Source organism: Pantoea sp. (genome assembly GCF_039594315.1).
GTDB lineage: Bacteria > Pseudomonadota > Gammaproteobacteria > Enterobacterales > Enterobacteriaceae > Pantoea.
Genome location: NZ_JBCNNP010000010.1, coordinates 56908 through 81132 on the forward strand (window position 1 = coordinate 56908; position 24225 = coordinate 81132).

General features: G+C 55.5%; 19 protein-coding genes. 9 read left to right on the forward strand and 10 right to left on the reverse strand.

The genetic code is table 11. The features are described from left to right. Positions 1 to 130 precede the first annotated feature (130 nt). The 3 genes from ABDW13_RS09415 (at position 131) to ABDW13_RS09425 (ending at position 3400) form a co-directional block, all read left to right on the forward strand. On the forward strand, positions 131 to 790 hold the full coding sequence (locus ABDW13_RS09415; RefSeq protein ID WP_343552297.1) for a response regulator: 660 nt from the start codon (positions 131 to 133) through the stop codon (positions 788 to 790). Continuing rightward, complete coding sequence (locus ABDW13_RS09420; protein WP_343552298.1) at positions 787 to 2145, forward strand: ATP-binding protein; 1359 nt, start codon at positions 787 to 789, stop codon at positions 2143 to 2145. Before ABDW13_RS09415 ends, ABDW13_RS09420 begins: the two co-directional genes overlap by 4 nt. Before the next feature lie 388 nt (positions 2146 to 2533). Further along, positions 2534 to 3400, forward strand: coding sequence for a nucleoside-specific channel-forming protein Tsx (locus tag ABDW13_RS09425; RefSeq protein ID WP_343552299.1), 867 nt, complete (start codon positions 2534 to 2536; stop codon positions 3398 to 3400). A 147-nt stretch (positions 3401 to 3547) separates the two neighbouring features. Here the strand turns inward: ABDW13_RS09425 and yjdN are convergent, their stop codons facing one another. Then, complete coding sequence (gene yjdN / locus ABDW13_RS09430) at positions 3548 to 3979, reverse strand: VOC family metalloprotein YjdN (protein ID WP_343552300.1); 432 nt, start codon at positions 3977 to 3979, stop codon at positions 3548 to 3550. A gap of 78 nt (positions 3980 to 4057) precedes the next feature. Further along, positions 4058 to 4960, reverse strand: coding sequence for a LysR family transcriptional regulator (locus ABDW13_RS09435; protein WP_343552353.1), 903 nt, complete (start codon positions 4958 to 4960; stop codon positions 4058 to 4060). A 113-nt stretch (positions 4961 to 5073) separates the two neighbouring features. On the opposite strand from ABDW13_RS09435, the gene ABDW13_RS09440 reads away from it, so the two are divergent. The 4 genes from ABDW13_RS09440 (at position 5074) to ABDW13_RS09455 (ending at position 11087) form a co-directional block, all read left to right on the forward strand. Beyond that, entirely contained in the window at positions 5074 to 6387 is a 1314-nt protein-coding gene (locus ABDW13_RS09440) for an amidohydrolase (protein WP_343552301.1), read from the forward strand. Beyond that, complete coding sequence (locus ABDW13_RS09445) at positions 6384 to 7829, forward strand: M20 family metallopeptidase (RefSeq protein ID WP_343552302.1); 1446 nt, start codon at positions 6384 to 6386, stop codon at positions 7827 to 7829. The genes ABDW13_RS09440 and ABDW13_RS09445 overlap by 4 nt, the downstream gene beginning before the upstream one ends. A gap of 138 nt (positions 7830 to 7967) precedes the next feature. Continuing rightward, positions 7968 to 9488, forward strand: coding sequence for a p-aminobenzoyl-glutamate transporter (gene abgT / locus ABDW13_RS09450; protein ID WP_343552303.1), 1521 nt, complete (start codon positions 7968 to 7970; stop codon positions 9486 to 9488). 189 nt (positions 9489 to 9677) lie between these two features. Then, entirely contained in the window at positions 9678 to 11087 is a 1410-nt protein-coding gene (locus tag ABDW13_RS09455) for an MFS transporter (protein ID WP_343552304.1), read from the forward strand. A gap of 137 nt (positions 11088 to 11224) precedes the next feature. Here the strand turns inward: ABDW13_RS09455 and ABDW13_RS09460 are convergent, their stop codons facing one another. From ABDW13_RS09460 to ABDW13_RS09470, 3 genes are read right to left on the reverse strand one after another with little or no spacing between them, the layout of a single operon-like run. Beyond that, positions 11225 to 12535, reverse strand: coding sequence for a cytochrome c (locus ABDW13_RS09460; RefSeq protein ID WP_343552305.1), 1311 nt, complete (start codon positions 12533 to 12535; stop codon positions 11225 to 11227). Positions 12536 to 12546: 11 nt separating this feature from the next. Beyond that, the gene (locus ABDW13_RS09465) at positions 12547 to 14331 is read right to left on the reverse strand and encodes a GMC family oxidoreductase (protein ID WP_343552306.1); all 1785 of its coding nucleotides are present in this window, start codon (positions 14329 to 14331) and stop codon (positions 12547 to 12549) included. A 2-nt stretch (positions 14332 to 14333) separates the two neighbouring features. After that, positions 14334 to 15068, reverse strand: coding sequence for a gluconate 2-dehydrogenase subunit 3 family protein (locus tag ABDW13_RS09470; protein ID WP_343552307.1), 735 nt, complete (start codon positions 15066 to 15068; stop codon positions 14334 to 14336). 296 nt (positions 15069 to 15364) lie between these two features. On the opposite strand from ABDW13_RS09470, the gene sbmA reads away from it, so the two are divergent. Next, on the forward strand, positions 15365 to 16600 hold the full coding sequence (sbmA, locus tag ABDW13_RS09475) for a peptide antibiotic transporter SbmA (protein ID WP_343552308.1): 1236 nt from the start codon (positions 15365 to 15367) through the stop codon (positions 16598 to 16600). Between the two features lie 100 nt (positions 16601 to 16700). Here sbmA and ABDW13_RS09480 read toward each other — a convergent pair whose 3' ends face one another. The 4 genes from ABDW13_RS09480 to ABDW13_RS09495 all read right to left on the reverse strand — a co-directional run bounded on the left by ABDW13_RS09480 (position 16701) and on the right by ABDW13_RS09495 (position 21398). Further along, a complete protein-coding gene (locus ABDW13_RS09480; RefSeq protein WP_343552309.1) occupies positions 16701 to 18341 on the reverse strand; it encodes a dihydroxyacetone kinase subunit DhaK in 1641 nt (546 codons plus the stop codon). Positions 18342 to 18463: 122 nt separating this feature from the next. Next, positions 18464 to 19516: a YncE family protein gene (locus ABDW13_RS09485; RefSeq protein ID WP_343552310.1), complete on the reverse strand. Its 1053-nt coding sequence runs from the start codon at positions 19514 to 19516 to the stop codon at positions 18464 to 18466. Positions 19517 to 19729: 213 nt separating this feature from the next. Then, positions 19730 to 19939: a DUF1471 domain-containing protein gene (locus ABDW13_RS09490; protein WP_343552311.1), complete on the reverse strand. Its 210-nt coding sequence runs from the start codon at positions 19937 to 19939 to the stop codon at positions 19730 to 19732. Positions 19940 to 20210: 271 nt separating this feature from the next. Continuing rightward, positions 20211 to 21398 (reverse strand): MFS transporter, encoded by a 1188-nt coding sequence (locus ABDW13_RS09495; RefSeq protein ID WP_343552312.1) that lies wholly within the window; start codon positions 21396 to 21398, stop codon positions 20211 to 20213. Positions 21399 to 21501: 103 nt separating this feature from the next. Here ABDW13_RS09495 and ABDW13_RS09500 point away from each other — a divergent pair, with 103 nt between their 5' ends. After that, on the forward strand, positions 21502 to 22452 hold the full coding sequence (locus ABDW13_RS09500; protein WP_343552313.1) for an AraC family transcriptional regulator: 951 nt from the start codon (positions 21502 to 21504) through the stop codon (positions 22450 to 22452). On the opposite strand, the gene ABDW13_RS09505 is transcribed toward ABDW13_RS09500, so the two are convergent. Beyond that, positions 22449 to 23993, reverse strand: coding sequence for a methyl-accepting chemotaxis protein (locus ABDW13_RS09505; RefSeq protein ID WP_343552314.1), 1545 nt, complete (start codon positions 23991 to 23993; stop codon positions 22449 to 22451). The two genes, ABDW13_RS09500 and ABDW13_RS09505, sit on opposite strands and share 4 nt — an antisense overlap. Positions 23994 to 24225 lie beyond the last annotated feature (232 nt).

Below are 24225 nucleotides of genomic sequence, written 5' to 3' on the forward strand. Positions count from 1 at the left end.
CCACAATAGCGCGTTAAATTTATCCCTTAATTAGCAGAAAATTAGCGCAGAATTAGCAAGGGGGAAAAGCGGTGTAATTCTGCGCTAATTATCCAGCGTTAAACTGCGTTCACTTAAGTTGGAGGACATCATGCGTGTGCTGCTGGTAGAAGATGATGAAATGATTGGCGCCAATTTGCAGCAAGCGCTGGAAGCCGCAGGTTGGTCGGTGGATTGGGTACGCGATGGCGTGTTTGCCAGCAATGCCTGGGCCGAAGGCGGTTACACCTGCGTATTGCTGGATCTTGGCTTACCACGCGAAGATGGCCTGCACGTACTGCGTCGGGCGCGTACGCGTGGTGATATGACACCAGTGTTAGTGCTGACCGCGCGCGACACCGTGCAGCAACGCATTCAGGGATTGGATAGCGGCGCGGATGACTATTTGCTGAAACCCTTTGATCTGCAAGAGGTGCTAGCGCGCATGCGAGCCATTACCCGACGTCGCCACGGTGCGGCGGATTCCCTGCTCGGCAGCGGCGATGTGCAAATCGACATTATGACGCGCGAAGTCTTATACAAAGGCCAACGCGAACAACTTACCGCGCGTGAATACGCCCTGCTCTACGCGTTGCTGGAGCGTCCGGGCGCGATTTTGTCGCGCGAACAATTAGAGAACCGCATTTACGGCTGGGGCGAAGAAGTCAGTAGCAACGCCGTCGATGTGTTGATTCACGGCATGCGCCGCAAACTGGATAATGAAGTGATCCGCAATGTCCGCGGACTCGGTTGGCGAGTCCCCGCAATATGAAACCTTTCACCTTTATGCGCTCGCTGCGTAACAAACTGCTGACCACGCTGGTGATTCTGCATCTGGCGATGATTGGCGGTGTCACCTGGTATTTCTATCACTGCTACGGCGACATGATGGGCACCATGAAGGACGATCAGCTGGCCAAAATCGCGGATGCGTGGGCCACCAGCCAACGCATGCCAGCGCTGATGCCGATGGTGATGCACGCTGAGAAGCTGAAAAGCACCTACATCGTCCAACTTTGGGATACCAACAATAAGCTGCGCGCCAGTTCGTGGCCCGATTTACGTGCACCACTGCAAGCGCAAAAAGGCTGGCACGATCTTAAAGTCGGTGACTGCGGCGATGACTGCGAATGGCGCGTGTACACGCGGCCCGGCGAGTTAGGCAGCGAAATCGGCAATATTCAGGTGTTGCACAACATTGGCTATATGAAGAGTTTGATGCTGAAGCGCGCGCTGTCAGCGATCATTCCGTTGATGCTAATGATGCCGCTTTCGCTGCTGGTGATTTGGCTGGTGGTGCGCGCCATCACGCGTGATTTGCGCGTGGCTTCACGCCACATCGCCGCGCAGGAAACGCTGCATCCGCATTCGGTTTCGCCCGATGGTTTGCCGGATGAAGTGCTGCCGCTGGTCGCCGCCTATAACTCATTGCTGGATAAGCTGCGCGCGGCCTGGTCATCGCAGCGCCAATTCCTTGAAGATGCCGCGCATGAGCTGCGTACGCCAGTTACGGCAGTGACGTTGCAATTGGAGAATTTGCGTCAGCATATCCAACCGGGTGAAGCCAGCCGCCAGTTTGATCAGCTGGAGGCCGGAGTGACGCGTACGCGACATTTGGTGACGCAGTTGCTGAATATCTCGCGTCAGGAAGATCAATCGGTAGTGGCGACGGTGGAAACCATCGAACTGGACGATTTGCTCAAAGAGAGTATTGAGCAGCTGATGGTGGTGGCGGATAAGCGCGGCATTGATATCGGTTTCAACGGCACCACGCATTATCGTCTGCACGCCAGTCGTTCTGATTTGCGCAGCCTGTTCGATAATCTGATCGGCAACGCCATGTTGCATACGCCAGAAGGTAGTTTGGTCGATGTGCTGTTGCATCGTGTCGGCAATCATACCGTGGTGGATATCGTTGATAACGGCCCCGGCATGGCGGAATCCTTTATCGAACGCGCTTTTGATCGCTTTACCCGCTCGCCCGATGTGCAGGCGCAAGGCAGCGGTTTAGGGCTGTCGATTGTGCGCAGCGTGGCGCAGAAACATCAGATGCAAGTGGCGCTGTCCAATCGCCACAATGCGCAAGGCGAGATTGCTGGCCTGCAGGTGCGCGTTACATTGCCATAAGCCGCACCGTGCCGTAGCGACGCAATTTATTGCGCAAAGTTGCTGTGGGCACGGTGCAGAATCAAACAACGCGATAAATCGCGCCGCTACATCCTTTCCCTACATCAATCACTTTCTCTGCTGAACGCGACAACGTAATCGGTTGCGGGGTTCCGTTCGCTTCACGCCTTTTATGTGATGTTCGTCACAAATACAATGAATCAAACTGCAACACTTTTTGACAAACGTGACCAAAATCTATTTTCTATGCCTCTGTTACAGGCACATTACGCGAGCTTGAAAATCTGGCGATTCAGACCGGATACAACAACACACCGCCCATCCCCTGGGATCAATTTCACCCGATCGCGGCGTTAGTCCAGCGGTCATAAGCATGTGGTTAACTATAATGAATTATAAATCGTTGATAGCAGGGGCCTTATTGGCCAGTAGCTGGACCGGCGCGGCACAAGCGGCAGACAGCGATCCGCAGTACGTTTCAGATTGGTGGCATCAAAGCGTTAACGTGGTCGGCAGCTATCACACCCGTTTTGGACCGCAGTTCAACAACGACGTGTATCTGGAATACGAAGCCTTCGCCAAGAAAGATTGGTTCGACTTCTACGGCTACCTCGATCTGACCAACTTCTTCGGCGTGGGTAACAGCAACGCCAACGGCGTGTTCGACCACGGTTCGCCGATGTTCATGGAAATTGAGCCACGTTTCTCGATTGATAAGCTGACCGGAACCGACCTGTCGTTTGGTCCATTCAAAGAGTGGTACTTCGCCAACAACTACATTTATGACATGGGTCGCAACAGCGATAGCCGTCAGAACACGTGGTACATGGGTCTGGGCACCGATATCGACACGCACAGCAAAGTGGGCCTATCGCTGAACGTTTACGCTAAATATCAGTGGGAAAACTACGGTGCGGCGAACGAAAACAGCTGGGATGGCTATCGCTTCAAGGTGAAATACTTTGTGCCGATTACCGATCTGTGGGGCGGCAAGCTGAGCTATATCGGCTTCACCAACTTCGATTGGGGCTCAGATTTGCGTGATGAAACGGGTCCTTCACGTACCAGCAATTCAATTGCGTCTAGCCACATTCTGTCGCTGAACTACGATCACTGGCACGTTTCGACCGTGGCGCGTTACTTCCACAACGGCGGCCAATGGGCTGACGGCCAGGAGCTGAACTTCGGTAACGGCCCGTTTGAAGTGAAATCAACCGGTTGGGGTTACTACCTGGTGGTGGGTTATAACTTCTAAGCATTGAGTTGTCTGGCCCTCACCCTAACCCTCTCCCACGCGTGGGAGAGGGAACCGCTCGAGAGAATTTTCAAACCTGTAAATTACTTGAACCTCTCTCGGTCAACACCCTCTCCCGCGGCTGGGGTGAGGGCCAGCGCACACCGATCAAATCTGCGGCTTATACGCATTCACCATCCACGGCACGCCGAACTTATCGGTGAACATGCCGAAACCATTGGCCCAAAACGTCGGCTCCCAATTTTTCGTCACCTGGCCGCCCGCCGATAACGCATCAAACCAGCGCTTGCCCTGCGCTTCATCCGGCGTCGATAAACTCACGGCAAACCCGCCGTAATTCTGCGGCTGTCCGCCGTCGCTCATCATGATTTCGCCCTGCCCGATGCGCACATGCGCGTGCATAATATCCTCAGGGGAAAATTTCATCCCGGATGGACAACCTTCGTCCTCCACCGGCGTTTCATCCGGCATATCGCCAAACGTCATCTTAAACAGCAGTTCGCCGTCGGTCGCCGCAAGATAGAAGGCGATCGCCTCTTCACAGCGGCCGTCATAAAACAAATAGGGTGTCACTTGCATGGTTTGCTCTCCCTCAATGGATCGTCCAATGCAAGTGTAGTGGGCAATAATTAAACAGTTGCGAGCCAGGCCGCACTCTTACCTTTGCTGACAATAGCGACGGAACAGCTGCGCCATATAGGCGCTCATTGGCGTTAGCGCGGTGTCTTTGCGCTGGATTAAATAGAAGGTGGCTTTGGGCAACGGCTCATCGAGTTCCAGCGCAATCAACTGCCCGCCGTGCGTAGGATCTTCAATCACGTCACGCGAGATAATGCTGACGAAATCGCTCTGCGCCACCAGGCTGGTGCACGCCATAAAGGTTTCACAGGTAACAACGATTTTCGGTGCCATGCCGCGTTCGCCAAACATATCGTGCAGTAGCCGATAATAGCTGCCCTGCGGCGTCGGCATGGTCCAGTCACAGTGTTGCAGCTCAGCCAACGTACGCGCATGCGCCATCGGATGGCCTCTGCGCATCACCACTTGATATTCGCGCTCCATCAAACGCTCGAACAGCAACTCCTGATCGAGATGGTTTTTATCGTAGGTATTGATGGTGAAATCCAGTTCGCCCTGGCGCAGTTCATGCACCATTGAAACCAGTTGGCCTTCGACGATACGCACCTTCACCAGCGGATATTCACGATGAAACTGATTAATCACCAGCGGCATGATGGTGCGCGCTATGCTGCCGCCGACGCCAATATTCACCCGTCCACCGGCTAAACCCAGCCGCTGCTGAATATCCTCCTGCGCCACGCGTAACTCTTCCAGCACCAAACTGGCATGTTGAAAAAAGTTATCACCGATATCGGTGAGCGTAACGCCTTGCTGCCTGCGCTCGAACAGGCGCGCGCCGAGCGTCAGTTCCAGCTCCTGAATCGCCTTGGTCAGCGCGGGCTGCGACAGCCCGGACAAACGGCTGGCGGCACGAATGCTGCCCTGACGCGCCACGTCAACAAAAGCACGCAGCTGATGAAGTTTGAGATGAGTCGACATCGTTGGGTGATAACCGTTGTTTATCAGTAGCAAGATATTCGCATCTTATGCCGGGTAAAACCAATGTGTAGATTCGACTGAATGCATAAAAAACCAACACAAAGGAAATGCCGATGAAAACCCTGCTTGATCTTGTCAACGCGCGTATCCCGCAGATGCAAACCTGGCGTCGCGATCTGCACCAGTTTGCTGAATCGGGCTGGCTGGAGTTCCGTACCGCTACTTTGGTAGCCGAGGAGCTACATCGACTTGGTTATCAACTTAAGCTCGGCCGCGAGGTGATTGATGCCGATGCGCGCATGGGCTTGCCCTCCGACGAGGTGCTGGCGCAGCAAGAAGCGCGTGCGCTGGAGCAAGGCGCGCTGCCACAGTGGATTAAACACTTCTCCGGCGGTTTCTGCGGCGTGGTTGCCACGCTGGAAACCGGTCGTCCCGGCCCGGTGATGGGATTCCGTGTGGATATGGATGCGCTCGATCAAAACGAAAGCCGCGCCGCCGATCACCTGCCAACACGTGAAGGCTTTGCTTCGTGTAACGCAGGCATGATGCACGCCTGCGGTCACGACGGTCACACCACCATCGGCCTGGCGCTGGCGGGCGTATTGATGGAGATGAAGGATCAACTGAGCGGCACCCTCAAAATCATTTTCCAGCCCGCTGAAGAGGGCGTGCGCGGCGCGAAAGCGATGGTCGCCGCCGGCGTGGTGGATGATGTCGATCTGTTCACCGCCATTCACCTCGGCACCGGCGTGCCAGCTGGGGAAATTGTCTGCGGCAGCGACAGCTTCCTTGCCACCACCAAGCTCGATGTCCAATTCACCGGCGTTGGTGCGCACGCAGGCGGCAAGCCCGAAGAGGGCCGCAATGCGTTGCTGGCGGCGGCGCAAGCCACTTTGGCGCTGCATAATTTGCCGCAACACAGCGGCGGCGTGGCACGCGTTAACGTTGGCGTGTTGCAGGCGGGCAGCGGACGCAACGTCGTGCCGGATTTCGCATTGATGAAGGTGGAAACACGCGGCGCCAGCAATGAGGTCAACGATGATATCTATCAGCAAGCGCTGCGCGTAATTGCCGGTGCTGCGGCGATGTACGGTGTTGAGCACGACGTAAAACTGATGGGCGGCGCTCGCAGTTGCACGCCAAGCCAACCGTGGGTTGATTTCATCCATCAACAAGCCGACGCATTAGGCATTTTCACCTCGGTAGTGGATACCAAACAGCAGGCGGCGGGATCCGAAGATGCCACCTACATGCTGGAACGCGTGCAGCAGCGCGGCGGGCAATCCTCATACGTGATCTTTGGTTGTGAACTGGCGGCGGGCCACCACAACGCCAAATTCGATTTTGATGAAGCGATCATGGCGACGGCGGTGCATACGCTGGCGACGCTGGCGCTGAATCAAGCGCAGTTTGGAGGCCAACGATGAGCCACAGTGAATTTATCGATCATTACATCAACGAAAACCAGCCGCGTTTCAGTGCGTTAAGCGATGCGATTTGGGATGTGCCAGAAACGCGTTTTGAAGAGACGCAATCCTCTGCGCTGCTGGCCGATGCGCTGGAACAGGAGGGTTTTCACGTCGAACGCGGCGTCGGCAACATCGACACCGCTTTTGTCGCCAGCATCGGCAGCGGCAAGCCGGTGATCGCCATTCTCGGCGAATTTGATGCGCTGGCAGGTTTGAGCCAACAATCGGGTTGCGCCACGCCGCAGCCGCTGGTGGAAAACGGCAACGGCCACGGCTGCGGACACAATCTACTCGGCACCGCCGGACTAGCCGCCGCCTTCGCCATCAAAGCCTGGTGGGCGCAACACGGCCAGCGCGGCACGCTGCGTTTTTACGGCTGTCCGGGCGAAGAAGGCGGATCGGGCAAAACCTTTATGGTGCGTGAAGGCTTATTTGATGACGTCGATGCGGCGGTTACCTGGCATCCCGAAGGCTTTAGCGGCATGTTCAACCTCAGCACGCTTGCCAACATCCAGGCCGCTTTTCACTTCAAAGGCGTGGCGGCGCACGCGGCTAACTCGCCGCATTTGGGACGCAGCGCGCTGGATGCGGTAACGCTGATGAATACCGGCGCCAACTTTCTACGTGAACACATCGTGCAGGAAGCGCGTTTGCACTATGCGGTGACCAATACCGGCGGCGTTTCCCCCAATGTGGTGCAGGCCGATGCCGAAGTGTTGTACCTGATTCGCGCGCCGCAGCTCGATCAAGCGCAAGATATTTATCAGCGCGTGATTAACATCGCCAAAGGCGCGGCCCTGATGACAGACACGCAGATGACGGTGCGCTTCGACAAAGCCTGCTCGAATTACGTGCCGAATCGCGCGCTGGAAAGCGTGATGGAGCGCTATTTGCATCAGTTTGGTTTGCCTGACTACAGTGAAGCAGAACGCGCCTTTGCCGCCGAGATTCGATCCACGCTGAGCAAGGACGATCTGCGCAACGCCCGTCTCAATGCGGCGCGTACCGGCGGCGAAGCGGGCGTGGCGTGGACCGAGGCGCTGGGTGGCAAGATTTTGATGGATGAAGTGGCACCGTATGCGGTGACGCGCGAGTTGTTGTACGGATCGACCGATGTCGGCGATGTCAGTTGGGTCACGCCAACCGCGCAGTGCTTCGCGCCCTGCTTCGCCTTCGGCACGCCGCTGCACACCTGGCAGCTGGTGGCGCAAGGCCGAACTTCGATTGCGCATAAAGGCATGTGCCTGGCCGCCAAAGTGATGGCCGCCACCGCGCTAACGTTGTTGCAGGATGACGAAGCACTGGCGCGTTGCCGCGCGGAGTTTGCGCGCGTGCGCAGCGAACAAGCCTACGTTTGCCCGATTCCATCCGACGTAAAACCATCAAAATTATCATCGTAGGGTCGCCATTTATGGTGACCGCATAGAAAGCCGCACGATTAAGAGGTCGCCACTTATGGTGACCTCAGTACAAAAAAACAAAAAATATAGCCCCAAGAGGGCATGCAAACACAACAAGACGACTGACGAGGAAAATCAATGGAAGCCACCACGGAGAACCGCAGCCCCGGCAAGCTGTTCAGCCTAATTGAACGGGTCGGCAATAAAGTGCCCAACCCATTCTTATTGTTCGTTTATTTGATTGTGGTGCTGATGGTAGCCACTGCGATTATCAGCAACCTGGATTTAGCGGTAAAAAATCCCACCAATGGCGAATTGGTGCGAGTGAACAACCTGCTGAGCGTCGCCGGCATTCAGTGGATCTTGCCCAACATCATCAAAAATTTCAGCGGCTTCACACCGTTAGGATCGATTCTGGCGCTGGTGATTGGTGCCGGTTTGGCGGAGAAAGTCGGCCTGCTGCAATCGCTGATGGTCAAGATGGCTTCGCGCGTTAGCCGCCGTTATGCCAGCTACATGGTGCTGTTTATCGCCTTCTTCAGCCACATTTCGTCCGATGCCGCGCTGGTGGTGATGCCGCCACTCGGTGCGCTGATCTTCCTCGCGGTTGGTCGTCATCCGGTGGCCGGATTGCTGGCAGCGATTGCCGGCGTAGCGTCCGGATTTACCGCCAACTTACTGATCGTTACCACCGATGTGTTGCTGTCCGGCATCAGTACCGAAGCCGCCAAAGCGGTGAGCGAAACTGTGCATGTTAGCGTCATCGACAACTGGTTCTTTATGGCCAGTTCGGTGATTGTGTTGACCATTGTCGGTGCGCTGCTAACCGATAAATTCGTCGAACCACGCCTGCCCGCGTGGAACGGCGGCAATAACGATCGCCTGCCGCCGCTGACCGCACTGGAGAATCGCGGCCTAAAAGCCGCCGGTATCGCCGCGCTGGTGTTTATCGCATTGATGTCGCTGCTGGTGGTGCCGGAACACGCACCGCTGCGCGATCCGAAAACCGGCAGCATTATTCCCTCGCCATTTATTCAGGGTATTGTGCCAATCATCATCCTGTTCTTCTTTGTGGTGGCGATTGCCTATGGCGCGGTAACCAAGCAGATTCGCCGCCCGGACGATATTCCGCAGTTGCTGGTTGATCCGATGAAAAGTATGGCGGGCTTTATTGTGATGGTGTTTCCACTGTCGCAGTTTGTCGCCTTCTTTAACTGGAGCAACATGGGCAAGTTCATGGCGATTGGCCTGACCGATGTGCTGGAGAGCGCGAGTATCAGCGGCGCACCGGCGTTTCTCGGTTTGATGTTCCTGTCGGCGTTCTTGTGCATGTTTATCGCCAGCGGCTCGGCGATTTGGTCGATCCTCGCGCCGGTGTTCGTGCCAATGTTTATGCTGCTTGGCTTCCATCCGGCTTTCGCGCAAATGATTTTCCGTATCGCCGATTCTGCGGTGTTACCACTGGCTCCGATGTCGCCATTCCTGCCGCTGTTCCTGGGCTTCCTCCAGCGCTATCAAAAAGATGCGCAACTTGGCACCTATTATGTGTTGATCTTCCCCTATCCAGTGGTGTTCTTCATTAGCTGGATTGTGCTGCTGCTGGCGTGGTACGCCCTCGGTTTACCGATTGGTCCGGGCGTCTATCCCAACCTGCCGTAACCCTTCGCCACGGATGGCGATCACATTTCTGTGAACTGCAACGTACGTTGCCAAAATGTCATCGTGACGCCTCTCGGCAACTTCTGCTGAATTTATTATCCTGCTATTCCTTCGCTTGCTAACGGTTAATTATTTTTAAAACCAATCTCAGCCGTCAGCGGGTTCTGCAAACACCGAGGTATAACAACAATGACAACAATCACGTCGACAGGGATGGCGAACGATCACATCAGCGCGGATCGCCGCACCTTAGCCGGGCGCATCGATGCGCTGCCCTCTTCCGCTGGTTTGTGGCGCTTCATCACGCTACTGGCGCTGGGCGGTTTCTTTGAACTCTACGATCTGTTTGAAACCGGCTACATCAGTTCCGGACTGGTGGCCGCTGGCGTGTTCCACACCGGTTCAGCAGGCGTATTTGGCATCGCCGATCAAGCCGCTTTTGCCTCCGCCACCTTCCTTGGCCTGTTCGTCGGAGCTAGCTTGCTCGCGCCGTACGCCGACCGCTTTGGCCGCCGCCTGACCTTTATGTGTGCGCTGGCGTGGTACGGCGTGTTCTCGCTGTTAATGGCGTTCCAGCAGAGCGCCGAGATGATCATCCTGTTCCGCTTCCTGGTCGGCATTGGCCTTGGCGTGGAGTTGGTAACCATCGATACCTATCTTTCGGAATGGGTACCCGCGCACCTGCGCAGCCGCGCGTTCGCCTTCTCATTCTTCGTGCAATTTCTGTCGGTACCGGCGGTGGCGTTGATGTCATGGTGGCTGGTGCCGCAAACCATTCTCAATCTGGAAGGCTGGCGCTGGGTGGTGATTGCCGGCGCGGTGTGTTCGCTGGTGATCTGGCTGATTCGTAAAAACTTGCCGGAATCGGCGCGCTGGCTGGCACAACAAGGCCGTCATCAGGAAGCGCATCAGGTATTGAGCGCGATGGAAAAACGCTGTGGTATCGAGCCCGGCGAAGACTTTTCCAATAATGATGCCGCCACGCAACTGCCGAAAAAAGGCAAGTTCAGCGAAATTTGGGCACCGGCGTATCGCAAGCGCACACTGATGTTGGTGGTGATGAATTTCTTCCAGGCGATCGGATTCTTTGGCTTCGGCAACTGGCTGCCTGCGCTGTTGTCGGGCAAAGGCGCAACCGTTACCCACAGCCTGCTGTACGCGTTTTTCATTACGCTGGCGTACCCGCTCGGTTCGCTGATTTGCAGCCGCTACGCCGATAAGATCGAAAACAAATGGCAGATCGTCTTGTCATCGCTGATGACGGTGGTGTTCGGCACGCTGTTCGCCTTTATGACCAATCCGGTGCTGATGATCATCTGCGGTTTCTTGATCACCTACAGCAACGCGTGGCTGACCTTTAGCTATCACGCTTATCAAACCGAGATTTTCCCGACACACATTCGCGCCCGCGCCGTGGGTTTCTGCTATTCGTTCAGCCGCCTGTCGACGGTGTTTAGCAGCATTTTGATTGGCATTATTTTGCAGTATGCCGGCAGCCAGGGCGTGATCGCCTTTATCGTGCTGAGCATGTTGATGGTAATGCTGTCAGTGGGAATTTATGGGCCGAAAACCCGTGGGATGGATTTAGAAAATATTTAGGGTCTGAGTCGTTTGTCCCTCACCCTAGCCCTCTCCCGCAAGCGGGAGAGGGGATGTTTCGGTGGAGAACAAATCTACATTCGTGCTAGATCGGTTCCCTCTCCCACTTGTGGGAGAGGGTTAGGGCGAGGGAAAAATTACTCCCCTTCCAACACCTTAATATCCGCGTTACCTTGGTGAGGTGACTCCTTACGCAACTTCGCCACATCTTTCGCCGTCACGCCAGACTTCACGCCATTGCCCCAGCTGCCGCGAATGAAGTTCACCACATCCGCCACTTGCTGGTCATTGAGACGCCAGCCGAACGCCGGCATGGTGATCGCCGAAGGAGCGCCTTGCACGCCCGGTAAAGTACCGCCAACCAGCACAATGTGAATCAGCGAAGTCGGATCGTCAGCCATCACCACCGGATTGCCGCGCAGCGCCGGGTAGAAGCGCTGATAACCGCTGCCGTCGGTTTTGTGACACGCGGCGCAGCTATCCACATACACGCCCGCGCCTGGCTGGCTGTCATCCCCTTTCCACAACGCTTTCGCGACAGCATCATCCTGCGTGAATACCGCCTGGCTGGTGTCTTTCGCGCCGAGGGATTTCAGATATTTAGCGATGGCGCTGATATCTTCATCACTCAGATATTGCAGGCTGTGCTGCACCACGTCGGTCATGCCACCAAACACTGCGGTGTGATCGTTGCGGCCAAAGCGCAGGAACTGTTTGAGATCGTCTTCACTCCAGCGGCCTAAACCATCGCGGTTATCGCCACGCAGATTGCTGGCAGTCCAGCCATCAATCGGTGCGCTGCTGCCGGAGAGATAGTTATTCCCTTCGTCATTATTCAGCGCTTTTTCCTGCATGGTGATGCTACGCGGTGTATGGCAAGCGCCACAGTGACCCAGCCCTTCCACCAGATAACGACCGCGCGCCAACTGCGGATCTTCCTGCGCCGCAGGCTGGAACGCTTTCACGTCTGGCGCAAACATGCCGCGCCAAATTGCCAGCGGCCAACGCATCGACAGCGGCCACGGAATGTCGCTGTCTTTATTGGCCTGCGCTACCGGCTGCACGCCGTGCATGAAGTAGGCGTACAGCGCCTTCATGTCGTCGTCGCTGACCACGGCGTAAGACGGATACGGCATCGCCGGATACAGCGTGTCGCCATTTTTCGCTACGCCGTGACGCACCGCTTTCTGGAAATCGTCATAGCTGTAGTCACCAATGCCGTTGGCTTTATCTGGCGTGATGTTGGTGGAATAAATGGTGCCAATCGGCGTCGCCATCGGCAGTCCACCGGCAAACGGTTTGCCGCCTTCTATGCTGTGGCAGGCTACGCAGTCACCGGCGCGCGCCAGATATTCACCGCGCTTCACCAACGCGTCCGAAGCTGCATCGTCCGCGATTGCGGCGAACGTCATGGTGCCCAGAAACAGGGCTAAAATGCTTTTGATCATCGCCGTGTTCCTTATGCTTGTACCAGCGGGCCAGGGTTTTTCAGATACTGTTCGCGAATGGCTTTGGCCGACCAATAGGTCAAGGCCGCGACCATGCCGGTTGGGTTGTAGCCGAGTCCCTGCGGGAACGCAGAAGCGCCCGGCACAAACACGTTCGATACATCCCAGCTCTGCAAGTAACGGTTAACCGCACTGGTTTTCGGATCTTCACCCATGATCGCCCCGCCGCTCATGTGCGTGGTTTGATACACGGTGGTATCGAAGTGCGATCCCGGCCCTTTCGCACCGCCGATGATCATTTTCGGGTTCATCGCTTCGGTGATCTTGCGCATTTTGCCAATCATAAATTGCGCCATCTTGATGTCGTTATCCTGCCAGTCAAAGGTCATACGCAGCAGCGGCTGGCCGTAGGCATCTTTGTAGTTCGGATCGAGATCGAGGTAGTTGGCACGATACGATTGGTGCGCGCCGTGCGCATCCATCGAGATGTGATGGTTGTAGGTATCCGCAACCGCAGATTTCCACTGGCTGCCCCAATTCGGCGTGCCTTTTGGCGTTGGCAAACCAGAAATCGGTTTAGTACCCGCCTGGTTAACCCAGAATGGCGAGCCGCCAACAAAGCCGTGTGGACCGTGATCGAAGTTGTCGGCGTTGAAATCATCCACCGCCACACCTGCGCCACCGGCACCGATAAACGGGTTGGTGGTGGTGTTTTTGTCGAACAACGCTTTCAACGTGGAGATGTTCTGGTAGGCAAAGTTACGGCCCACCACACCTTCGTTGGAAATCGGGTTGTACGGTTTGCCGATGCCGGACAGCAGCATCAAGTGCACGTTGTGGAACTGGAACGCCGACAGGATCACCAGATCCGCTGGCTGCACCACTTCGCGGCCCTGGCCGTCGAGATAGGTCACGCCAGTGGCGCGCTTTTTGTCGTCGGTCAGATTGACGCGCAGCACGTAAGAGTTGTTGCGCAGCTCGAACTTCGGCTCCTGACGCAGCGCAGGCAGGATATTGACGTTCGGCGAGGCTTTGGAATACATGTAGCAGGCGTACCCGCTGCAATAGCCGCAGAAGTTGCACGGCCCCATCTGCGCGCCGTAGGTGTTGGTGTACGGGCCAGAAGTATTCGCTGACGGCATATCATACGGATGATAGCCCACCGATTCAGCGGCTTGCGCGAACAGCTGCGCCGAGTAGGTGCGCTTCTGCGCCGGGAGCGGGAAGTCGCTGGAGCGATCGGGCGCGTACGGGTTGCCGCCTTTCTCTTTGCCCTGCAACTTACCTTTGATTGACCAGGCGCTACCCGAAGTACCGAACACTTTCTCGGCCTGATCGAAGAACGGTTCCAGCTCGTTGTAATTAACGCCGAAATCCTGAATCGTCATGCCTTCCGGGATGAAGTTTTTGCCGTAACGCTGCTCATAATGGCTGCGTAGGTTCAGTTCCACCGGATCAACACGGAAGTGCACACCCGACCAGTGCAAACCGGCGCCGCCGGTACCGGTTCCCGGCAAAAACGCCGCCAGCTGACGATACGGTACCGCGGTTTGCGAAGCATCGTGACGGATGGTGACGGTGCTTTTCGACAGATCCTGGAACAGCTTTTTACGGATGTTATAAGTCAATTCATCAATCGACTGCGGATAAGATCCATCCGGATAAGTATCACGATGCGGACCGCGCTCCAGCGCTACCACCGTCAGGCCTGCTTCGGTCAACTCTTTTGCCATGATCGCGCCAGCCCAGCCGAAGCCGACCACCACCGCGTCCACTTTTTTCAATTCATTTGCCACGCTTACGCCCTCTCCCCGCGAATATCCACTGACGGGAACGGATAACGTTCGCCGCGTTCCACCCAATCCATAAAGTCAGCGCGTGCGCCTGGGAAGCCAATCAGCTTCCAGCCCACCATGCCTTGATTGCCGCCGTGGATCGGATCGCTGAAATAACCCTCGCGGGTGTTTTGCAGCAGGAAGGAGAAGAAGGTTTTGGCCGGCAGCTGCGGGAACTCGGCGCTGCCGCTTTCAAACGCGGTCAGCAAGGCATCTTGCTGTTCGCCGGTGAGCTCCGCGAACACTTTGCCGTGCTGCTTTTTGCTCCAGCCATCGGCATCGGCCAGGCCAAGGCGATAGATTTGTTGTGGCACTAAAGGCAGTTGATAACCCAGCTCTTTTGGCAGATCCGGGTTGAACGGGCCTTGCATGTACCAGTTACTGCCGGTGGCGTAAGGCGTGTTCATTTGGCGATCGATAAATTCCGGCACACCGGCTTCCAGCGCGCCAGGACCGCGATCATCATTGGGGATCAGGCGCGCCACGGCCGCAGTAATAAAGGCGAATTCTTCGGCGGTGAACCAGCTCGGTTGATAGCTGCGCGCCTGTTGGGGTGAAGCGGTTGATTCTGCTGCCCCGGCGGCCATCGGCACCACCAGTGCGCCCATCGCCGTACTGCCTACCGCCATTGCCGGCGCCAGGGTGATGGTTCTCAGCAGAAAATCCCTGCGAGTATGGCCATTTTTTTGTTCTGACATGACATTGCCTCAGTACCACATATAATGCGGCATGAAAGTTAAGTAGTTGCGTTGTATTGTTTTTTTAGTGATAGCTTAAGGGATACAGCAGCGCTGTTACCGGTAACAGTGCAAATATTGTAACACCATTGCTGGGGTTTAATTAGTTCTTAGAAACAAATTCGCACTAATTACTTAACAATTGTAGCTGCCGCTTTACATTGCAGCGGCGATGCTGTCATCGTCAGATACATCCCACAACAGACAGATAACGGTCTGAGACGGTATAAAAGAGTACACACAACAGCGGAGTGCCTATGTTTAAGTCCTTTTTTCCGCGGCCATCGCTGTTTTTCAGCTCGGCGGCGATCTGGAGTTTGATTGCAATTTTTGCCTGGTTTGGCTTTTTTAGTGACTTCCCAGCACGCTGGCCTGCCTTGCAGGCGGCGATGCAACAGCCGTTACCGACCAATGCCAGCCGCTTTATCCATGCCAGCCAACTGTGGTTCTATGCCTATTACTGGGCTGCTGTCGCGCTTTTCGCCCTCGCTTGGCGGGTAATAGATAACCATCCGTGGCAGCGCTGGTCAGTATGGGGCACCGCGCTGATCATCTTCGTCACATGGTTTAACGTGCAAGTAAACGTGGCGGTCAATGCCTGGTATGAACCTTTCTACGATTTAATCCAGAAAGCGCTCACCAAAGCGGGCTCGGTACAGATTTCTGAGTTTTATAGTGAAACCTTTGATTTTCTTGGCATAGCCCTGATCGCCGTGACCATTCTGGTGGCGAACACTTTTTTCATCAGTCACTGGGTTTTCCGCTGGCGTACCGCGATGAACAATTACTACATGCACAACTGGCAGCGCTTGCGTCATGTAGAAGGGGCAGCCCAACGTGTGCAGGAAGACACCATGCGCTTCTCCGATACGCTTGAAGGCTGGGGAGTCAGTTTTATTAAGGCGATTATGACGTTAGTGGCATTTTTACCCGTGCTATTAGCCTTATCACACCATGTGAAAGACATTCCAATCCTCGGGGCTATTCCATACGGTCTGGTGATTGCGGCCATTCTGTGGTCAGTGTTTGGCACCGCACTGCTGGCAATTGTCGGTATCAAATTGCCGGGGCTGGCATTTCGTAATCAGCGTGTTGAAGCGGCCTATCGTAAAGAGTTGGTCTATGGCGAAGATGACGCGTCACGCGCTTCGCCACCAACGGTACAGGAGTTGTTCAGCCGCGTACGCTATAACTATTTCCGCCTGTATTTCCACTATCTCTACTTCAACGTAACGCGTTTTCTCTATTTACAGGTGGATAATGTGTTCGGCTACTTGATGCTGTTTCCGGCGATTGTCGCGGGCACGTTAACATTAGGTGTAATGAATCAGATATTGAATGTATTCGATCAGGTACGTTCTTCATTCCAGTATCTCATCACCTCGTGGTCAACGTTGATTGAGCTGATGTCGATCTACAAACGTCTGCGCAGTTTCGAGCAGATTTTGCAGGATATCCCGCACGACGAGATGATGCGCGAAGCATCTGAGTAAGGCGCGTTTATGTCCCTCACTCTAACCCTCTCCCGCAAGCAGGAGAGGGGACCGATCGAGCATATGGCGACGGCCGAGGTGAGGGGCAAATCGCACGATCTCAGCCCGCCAACACCTTAAACACCTGTTCAATGGCATAAGCGCCAGGATCTTTCACCCCATCCAAACTTTGCTGGTTTAGATAGGCCGAACGCCCCGCTTTGGCACTTTGCATCTGCGCAGTGGCATCCGCGCCCTGTTTTGCCGCCTGCGCTGCCGCAGCCAGTGATTCACCCGCCACCAACGCTTCCAGCGCCGGTTGCAACGCATCGACTAAAGTACGATGCCCCGGCTGCGCGCCACCGTAATGCTTCATGCGCTCCAGACCGTGCATCAACGCTTGCGGTAACGCGCTGCCCTCTTCCAGCTGCTGCCCAGCGCTGGTGAACAGAATCGACATCAACACGCCGCTTGATCCGCCCATCACCGTCGCCAACTGCTCACCAATCAGCGCCAGCAAGGTCGGCAACTCATTCAACGGCAATTGCTTATCCTGCAAGCCACGCTGAATCTTCTTCGCCCCGGCGGCAAAGGTTGATCCGGTGTCGCCATCGCCGACTTTAGCATCCAGCGCATTCAGCTCGCTTTCCAGATCGATCAGCGTTTGCGTCACACGCTCAACAATCTTTGCCACTTCCGCATTCTCGGAGGCATCGAAATCCAGCACGCTACCGATTTTCTCGGCAGGTTTCAGGCTGATCGGCGCAAAGTCATACACCGGCACCCAACCCAGCACCTGAACCGGCGCGTTCAGCGCTTCCAGGAACGGTTCTTCCAGCGCCAGTAGCGACAGCGAGAAACCTTTCATATCCAGCGCACTGACTAAGGTCGCAGGGCCAATCAAATGAGTGATGCGCGCCGCCAGCGGTGATTGCAGCACTTCACGCGTCAGCACCGCTAATTCAAGCTGTGAAAAGCCGCCGAGGTTGTTGATCAACAACAGCGCCTGTTTACCATCCGGTAGCGCCTGCGCCAGTTTATCGGTCATGATGTTGGTGATTTGGCGGCTGTTTTGCGTATCCAGCGTCACCACGCCCGGCTCACCGTGAATGCCCATGCCCAATTCACTGTGTCCCGCTTCGACGCGTTCGTCGCGCTTTTCGCCAGGAATATGGCAAGTGGCAAAGGCCAGACCAATCGACGACGTCGCATCAATGGCGCGCTGTGCCAGCGCTTTCACTTCGTCCAGCGATTGCCCTTGTTCAGCGGCAAAACCGGCAATTTTGTGCACCAGCACGGTTCCTGCGATGCCGCGCGGCTGCGGATTTTCTGGCAAGGCGATATCGTCCTGCACCATCACCAATTCAACGTTGTAGCCAAGATTCTTGGCTTTCTCGGCGGCCAAACCAAAGTTAAGACGGTCGCCGGTGTAGTTCTTCACAATCAACAAGCAGCCAGCATCGCCGGTGACATTGACGATGGCGTTCAGCACCGCATCAACACTCGGCGAGGCGAAGATGTCGCCGCACACCGCTGCGGTTAACATGCCTTTGCCGACAAATCCGGCGTGCGCCGGTTCATGGCCCGATCCGCCGCCGGAGATCAGCGCCACTTTGCTTTTATCCCAATCGGAACGCACCACTACGCGAATCTCGTCGCCGAGATCAAGGCGGCTCAGGTTGTGCCACGGCGTGCTGAGCAGCACCCCTTCGATGGCTTCGTTGACCAGATCGTTTTTCTCATGCATAAAAAACTGGCTCATTGCCTTCCCTCCAATGGTGTTGTCGTCCTACAAGGTAGCTTATATAGCGCGATAAAAGCGCTGCGGAGTGCGGAAATGCAAAGGGCGGCACAAGCCGCCCTCCAGTTTCAGAAAACTACCGATCAGAGTTCGATGCGCAGCACGCTATCCGGATTCTTCGGCGGCTCTTTGCGTGTGCCCGGCTGCTTGATGCTGACAAATAGTGTTTTGCCATCTGCCGATACCGCGAGGCTGTTTGGTAAACCCGGCGCTTTCACCGTGCGCTTCACTTGATAGTTGCTGGCGTCGATGATGCTGATTTCACCGGCTTTGCGATGTGTGACGTACAACTCATCGCGATCGGCATTGAACAGCACCGCCAATGATTCCGGCACATCGATCTTTTGGATCACATGCTGAGTACGCAGATCCAGCACCAACACCTGCGATTGTTTGGAATCGCTGAGGAAAGCGCGTTTTCCTTTGGTATCCAGCGAGATATTTAGGAAGAAGTGATCTTTATCGCCATCAATTTCCTGGCGTTTTTCAACAGCATTCAGACGCGTATTGATGGTCACCAGCTCACCGTCGGCGTTGGTGACATACAGTTTTTGCGCCGCTGAATCGATGGCTAAACCGGTGCCCATTTTGCCGGTGTTCGGTACGGTGCTGACAAGCTTCAGGGTTTTGCCATCCACCACCCACACCACGCTCTGCTCACCCAGCCCGGTGATGTAAACGCGATTGGTAGCCTGATCGACCGCCACCTGGCGCGGCTGCAATGGACGCACGGTTTCACTGCGCTGACGCCCATCCAACAACAGCGTGTTAATCACTTTGCCGCTGCTAGCATCGACCGCCGTCAGCGACGCATCACGCGTATTGCCGAGGTACAAGATGTTGGTTTGTTGATTAATTGCCGCGCCGAAGGTCGGCAAATCGGTATTGATGGTTTGCTTGATCGCTAAATCCTGCGGATCGAGACGATAAACGGTGCCGCCTTTTTTATCGCTGCTGCTTTGTGCGGTGGCGAGGAACAGCGCGTTATCGCTGTTGCTGAACGCCAGTTCGTAAGCACCTTTGGAAATCACTTGATTCAACGGCGGCGTTTCAGCCGCGATAGTCGCAGAGGTAGCAAACAGCGCCGTGGCTAACAGCAACGGACGCAACGCCCATGATTTTTTATTCGCCTTCATAACTTCTCCATAGCAAAAACACCGCCTTTGGCAGTGGAATGAAAGCTCGACATTACAACCAATGTTAAAAAGACAGCCCGAGGCGAGCTGACGAAGGATGTTACTTTTTGAGAATAGTAATCATTTCGGAAGGAAAGTGACAGAATTTTATCGGTGCAGAAACGCCGCCAGGGCGCCCGAAGGCACCCTGTCAGCACAGAACGTTAATGCAACTTATTTGGTCAGTTCGGCAGTCATGTGCACGCCGTTGTTGAAGTTGGCTTCGGTCACTTTATAGGAAGCACCAGCTTCATGCGCTTGAGCAGCGATTTGCGCTTCTGCACCATCGATGGTTGAAGCAGTTGCAGTGATGCTTTGCGCAAAGCTAGCGAATGGCAGAACGGTAAGAGCAACAACAGCAGCAAAAGTTTTGATAGATTTCATGGTCAATTCCTTAATGGTCGTTTGATTGATTAAGGCGTCATCGCCTTGTTGAGATACATAGTAGGCCGATTATCGATCAGTAAAAAGCGGAGAGATTTGCCGTAGTCGTTCGATTATTTTGAACATCAAAAGCACATTAAGGTTAGATTTGACGCAAACGGTTAAAAAACCAGGTTTTGATTAAAAGGCAGGATTTATGGCTGTGATAGGTGAAGCAGTGCGGGATTGAACAAGGTCGCCAGGAATGGCGACCTTATGGATTGCAGTCGGATTAACCGTGATGACGAACGCGGGTGAAAATGGTGATAGCGGCCAACAGCATTAGCACACCGCTGGCGAGGAACACGCCGCCGGCACCTTGCAGATCGAACATCCAGCCGCCCGCCGCCGCGCCAGCAGTGATCGCCAACTGAATCGTAGCAACCAGCAAACCACCGCCGGATTCCGCATCATCCGGCACCGCACGCGAAATCCACGTTGACCAACCGGTTGGCATCGAGCCAAACGCCAGGCCCCAAAGCGCTACGCCCGCCGCGACTAACCACGACACGTCGCCAAAACTCACCAGCAGCAACGCCGTCACGCTCATCACCAGCGCCATCGCGGTCAAGGTCAGCGACACGCTGCGCGTCACCAGATACCCGGCCAGCGAGGTACCGAAGAAGTTCGCCACACCAAACGCCAGCAGCACCAACGACAGCTGATTAACGTTAAGTTGTGCGCTGCCTTCCAGGAACGGACGCAGATAAGTAAAGAAGGCGAAGTGGCCGGTAAACATCATGATCACCGCCAGCATGCCCCAGCGCATCACGCTTTTACGCAGCAAATCCAATACGCCACCGCTGCGCGCCTTGTTAACCGGCGGCATGGCGGGCAAGGTGAAGAACTGCCACAACAGCGCCAACACGCCGAGCGCAGCCGTCAGCATAAAGATGTTACGCCAACCGATAATGCCGCCCAGATAACTACCCAGCGGCGCAGCAATAATGGTTGCCAGCGAAATGCCGCTAAAGACGATGGAGAGCGCACGCGGCACCTGATCGCTCGGCACCAAACGCATGGTAATCGCCGTTGAGAGCGTCCAGAAGCCGCCAATCGCCACGCCAAGCAGCACGCGCGCCAGCAGAATCATCGGCAGGTTTTCCGCGAAGGCCACCAGCAGTGCTGAGGCGATCAGCAGCAAGGTAAAGCCCAGCATTACCACGCGGCGATCAAGTTGGCGCGTCACATTACCAATCACTAAACTGGTGAGCAGCGCCACCAATGCAGTCACCGTGACGGTTTGCCCGGCTTGCCCTTCGCTAATGCTGAGCGAATCGGCAATCGGTGTCAGCAAGCTCACTGGCAGAAATTCTGCGGTGATCAAACCAAACACGCCAAATGCCATGGCGAACACTGCGCCCCACGCCGGTTTATCCACTTCTATTGGTGTTTCGGTAACTTCAGTATCCAGGCTCATCTGTGATCCCCATCACAAAATATTTAGCGTTAAGCATAGTGAGACAATGCAAGACGATCTATGATGCAGAAACTTTGTTTTTTGATTATTCGTCTGGATTCGTATGAGCCGTTATGAAGATCTGACCAGTGAATTGCTGATGGGCATGCGCCTGTATGGCGTGAAATATCAGCGTATCGCGCTGCACGCGCCGTTTGGTCTGCAATATGACGACGCGCCGGGCAAGGCGCAGCTGCATTTTGTGGGTCGCGGTTCATTGCTGATCCGCTCCGCTTCCGGCGTGATTTATCCGCTGCAAGCTGGTGACGCTATCTTGATTCCGCACGGCAAACCGCACGCGTTGATCTCTGACGAAGCAGCCACCTGCGTGCCGATTTCAACGTTTAATAGCCGACCCATCTGCGACAGCGTGTGTGCCATCGACGACAGCGCAGAAGTGTGCGCCGATGACAGCGACGTAATTCTGTTTAGCGCCTGCATGGCGTTTGAACTCGGTGGCATGCAGCCGTTGGTACATACCATGCCGGATGTGATGCTGGTCAGCACGCTACTGGCGCAATATCCCGAAATCCAACCGATTCTGGATGCGATGGAGCGTGAAACACGCCAGCGCAAAGCCGGTTTCGCCGGAATTTTGTCGCGACTGGCGGATGTGGTGGCGGCGCAGATCGTGCGTGGCTGGGTAGAAAACGGCTGCGGCAAAGGCAGCGGCTTGGTACAGGCGCTGCGCGATCCCCGCTTGAGCCTGGCGATGGCGGCGATGCACCGTGAACCGGGCGAAAACTGGACGGTGGAACGTTTGGCGCGCGAATCGGGCAGTTCACGTTCGGTGTTTGCTGCACGTTTCCAGAGCGCTACCGGCATGACGCCGCTGCGGTATCTCACCGAACTGCGCATGCGATTGGCGGTAGAACGCATTGTGCATGAAGGCGAAGCGGTGGAAAGCGTGGCCTTCCACCTCGGTTACGGTTCGCTGGCGGCATTTAGTCGCGCCTTTAAACGCATAGTCGGCACGCCGCCTGGCGCATTACGCGCCGAACGCGCTGAGCGTTAACGGAATACGCTGATCGCTTCCACCAGGCGATTGGCTTGATGCTTCATACGTTCAGAAGCTTCAGCGCTTTCCGCCACGCGCGCGGCGTTTTGGTGGGTAATATCGTCGAGATCTTCCACCGCGGTGCTAACCTGGGTCAACGCGATAGCTTGTTCCGCCGTCGCGCCGCTGATTTGCGCAATCAACGCCGTCACATTCTGCACCTGCCCAACAATTTCCTGCATGGTATGACCGGCCGCATCGGCGTGATCGCTGCCGGATTGCACGCGGCTGGCGCTGGTTTCCACCAACATTTTGATTTCGCTGGCGGCTGTGGCGCTGCGCTGCGCCAGGCTGCGCACTTCACCCGCCACCACGGCAAAGCCTTTGCCCTGCTCGCCGGCGCGCGCCGCTTCCACCGCCGCATTCAGCGCCAGAATGTTGGTCTGGAAAGCAATGCCATCAATCACGCTGGTGATGTTAGCGATGCGCTTCGAACTGTCGGCGATTTCCGCCATCATCCCAACCATTTCTTGCATCACTTCACCGCCTTTGATTGCCGCGTGGCTGGTGTTCTCTGATAGACCATTCACCTCTTTGGCGCTGTCGGTGTTGCTTTTCACCGTGGCGGTCATTTCATTCATGGTGGCGGCGGTTTGCTGCACGTTGGCAGCGGCTTGTTCAGTGCGACGGCTCAATTCATCGTTGCTGCGTGAGATGGCATCGCTGGCGTTGAGCACGTTGATTGCCTGACCGCTGACATCATCCACCAGCCAGCGGAACATCAAGCCCAATTGGCCGATGGCGCGCAGCGTGACGCCAATTTCATCGACACGATCGATCTGCTCGACGCTGTGGCTGGCGCCGGTCGCCACACTCAGAGCCTGCTTACACATACGCTCCATCGGACGCGAAATCTGCTGCTCCAGCCATAAACTCGCCAGCAATAACAAGCCCGCCATGCCGCCCGCAAAGCAGCCGATCGCCAGCGGTGCGAGACCCAGCAGCCACACGCCAATCACCGAAAGCGGCAGCAGCGTGAGCAAAGTGGATCGGATACGCCAGCGCAGCGGCAAGGTTTTCAGAATCGAACCGAGGCGACGCCAGCCAGTGCCAATAATTAAGCCTTTATGGAAACGGCGGCCTTTGGCGCGACCTTCACGAAAATCACGGTACAGCGTTTCCGTCTGCTTAATCTCCTGCGCCGAGGGCTTAGTGCGCACCGACATAAAACCCTGCACCTTGCCGTCGCGCACCACCGGAATGGCGTTGGCGCGCACCCAATAGTGATCGCCATTCTTACGACGGTTTTTCACCAGCGCCGTCCACGGCTCGCCCTGTTTCAACGTCGACCACATATCCGCGAACGCTTCTGGCGGCATATCCGGGTGGCGCACCATGTTGTGCGGCTGTCCATTAACCTCTTCCGGGCTAAAACCGCTGACCTCAATAAAAGCATCATTGGCATAAGTGATATAGCTGTTGAGATCGGTGGTCGACATCAGCGTGGCGTTATCATCAAAAATGAATTCGCGCTGAGTGACGGGCTGGTTGTTACGCATGTGTGTGTCCTTGCAATACGCAGGCTAAAGGAAAAAATCAATTATGCTTTTTTATCTTTTCGGCATATCAGGCGTGTGGCTTTAGCGTTTTTCTCCTGATTGCATCAGGTTTGGGAAATGCCTCGCACTTTATCGCCGGCGTTTGAACGATAAATTTTTATTTAGGGTAGATAGAATCGAGGTTTAGCGGCGAGTAATAATGGAAAACGTGACGTGTTTCAGGCTCAGTTAA

Excerpts from the sequence above, each read along its gene's own strand:
- ABDW13_RS09415 (WP_343552297.1), top strand. The coding sequence starts at position 131 with ATGCGTGTGCTGCTGGTAGAAGATGATGAAATGATTGGCGCCAATTTG.
- ABDW13_RS09420 (WP_343552298.1), top strand. The coding sequence starts at position 787 with ATGAAACCTTTCACCTTTATGCGCTCGCTGCGTAACAAACTGCTGACC.
- ABDW13_RS09425 (WP_343552299.1), top strand. The coding sequence starts at position 2,534 with ATGAATTATAAATCGTTGATAGCAGGGGCCTTATTGGCCAGTAGCTGG.
- yjdN (WP_343552300.1), bottom strand. The coding sequence starts at position 3,979 with ATGCAAGTGACACCCTATTTGTTTTATGACGGCCGCTGTGAAGAGGCG.
- ABDW13_RS09435 (WP_343552353.1), bottom strand. The coding sequence starts at position 4,960 with ATGTCGACTCATCTCAAACTTCATCAGCTGCGTGCTTTTGTTGACGTG.
- ABDW13_RS09440 (WP_343552301.1), top strand. The coding sequence starts at position 5,074 with ATGAAAACCCTGCTTGATCTTGTCAACGCGCGTATCCCGCAGATGCAA.
- ABDW13_RS09445 (WP_343552302.1), top strand. The coding sequence starts at position 6,384 with ATGAGCCACAGTGAATTTATCGATCATTACATCAACGAAAACCAGCCG.
- abgT (WP_343552303.1), top strand. The coding sequence starts at position 7,968 with ATGGAAGCCACCACGGAGAACCGCAGCCCCGGCAAGCTGTTCAGCCTA.
- ABDW13_RS09455 (WP_343552304.1), top strand. The coding sequence starts at position 9,678 with ATGACAACAATCACGTCGACAGGGATGGCGAACGATCACATCAGCGCG.
- ABDW13_RS09460 (WP_343552305.1), bottom strand. The coding sequence starts at position 12,535 with ATGATCAAAAGCATTTTAGCCCTGTTTCTGGGCACCATGACGTTCGCC.
- ABDW13_RS09470 (WP_343552307.1), bottom strand. The coding sequence starts at position 15,068 with ATGTCAGAACAAAAAAATGGCCATACTCGCAGGGATTTTCTGCTGAGA.
- sbmA (WP_343552308.1), top strand. The coding sequence starts at position 15,365 with ATGTTTAAGTCCTTTTTTCCGCGGCCATCGCTGTTTTTCAGCTCGGCG.
- ABDW13_RS09480 (WP_343552309.1), bottom strand. The coding sequence starts at position 18,341 with ATGAGCCAGTTTTTTATGCATGAGAAAAACGATCTGGTCAACGAAGCC.
- ABDW13_RS09485 (WP_343552310.1), bottom strand. The coding sequence starts at position 19,516 with ATGAAGGCGAATAAAAAATCATGGGCGTTGCGTCCGTTGCTGTTAGCC.
- ABDW13_RS09490 (WP_343552311.1), bottom strand. The coding sequence starts at position 19,939 with ATGAAATCTATCAAAACTTTTGCTGCTGTTGTTGCTCTTACCGTTCTG.
- ABDW13_RS09495 (WP_343552312.1), bottom strand. The coding sequence starts at position 21,398 with ATGAGCCTGGATACTGAAGTTACCGAAACACCAATAGAAGTGGATAAA.
- ABDW13_RS09500 (WP_343552313.1), top strand. The coding sequence starts at position 21,502 with ATGAGCCGTTATGAAGATCTGACCAGTGAATTGCTGATGGGCATGCGC.
- ABDW13_RS09505 (WP_343552314.1), bottom strand. The coding sequence starts at position 23,993 with ATGCGTAACAACCAGCCCGTCACTCAGCGCGAATTCATTTTTGATGAT.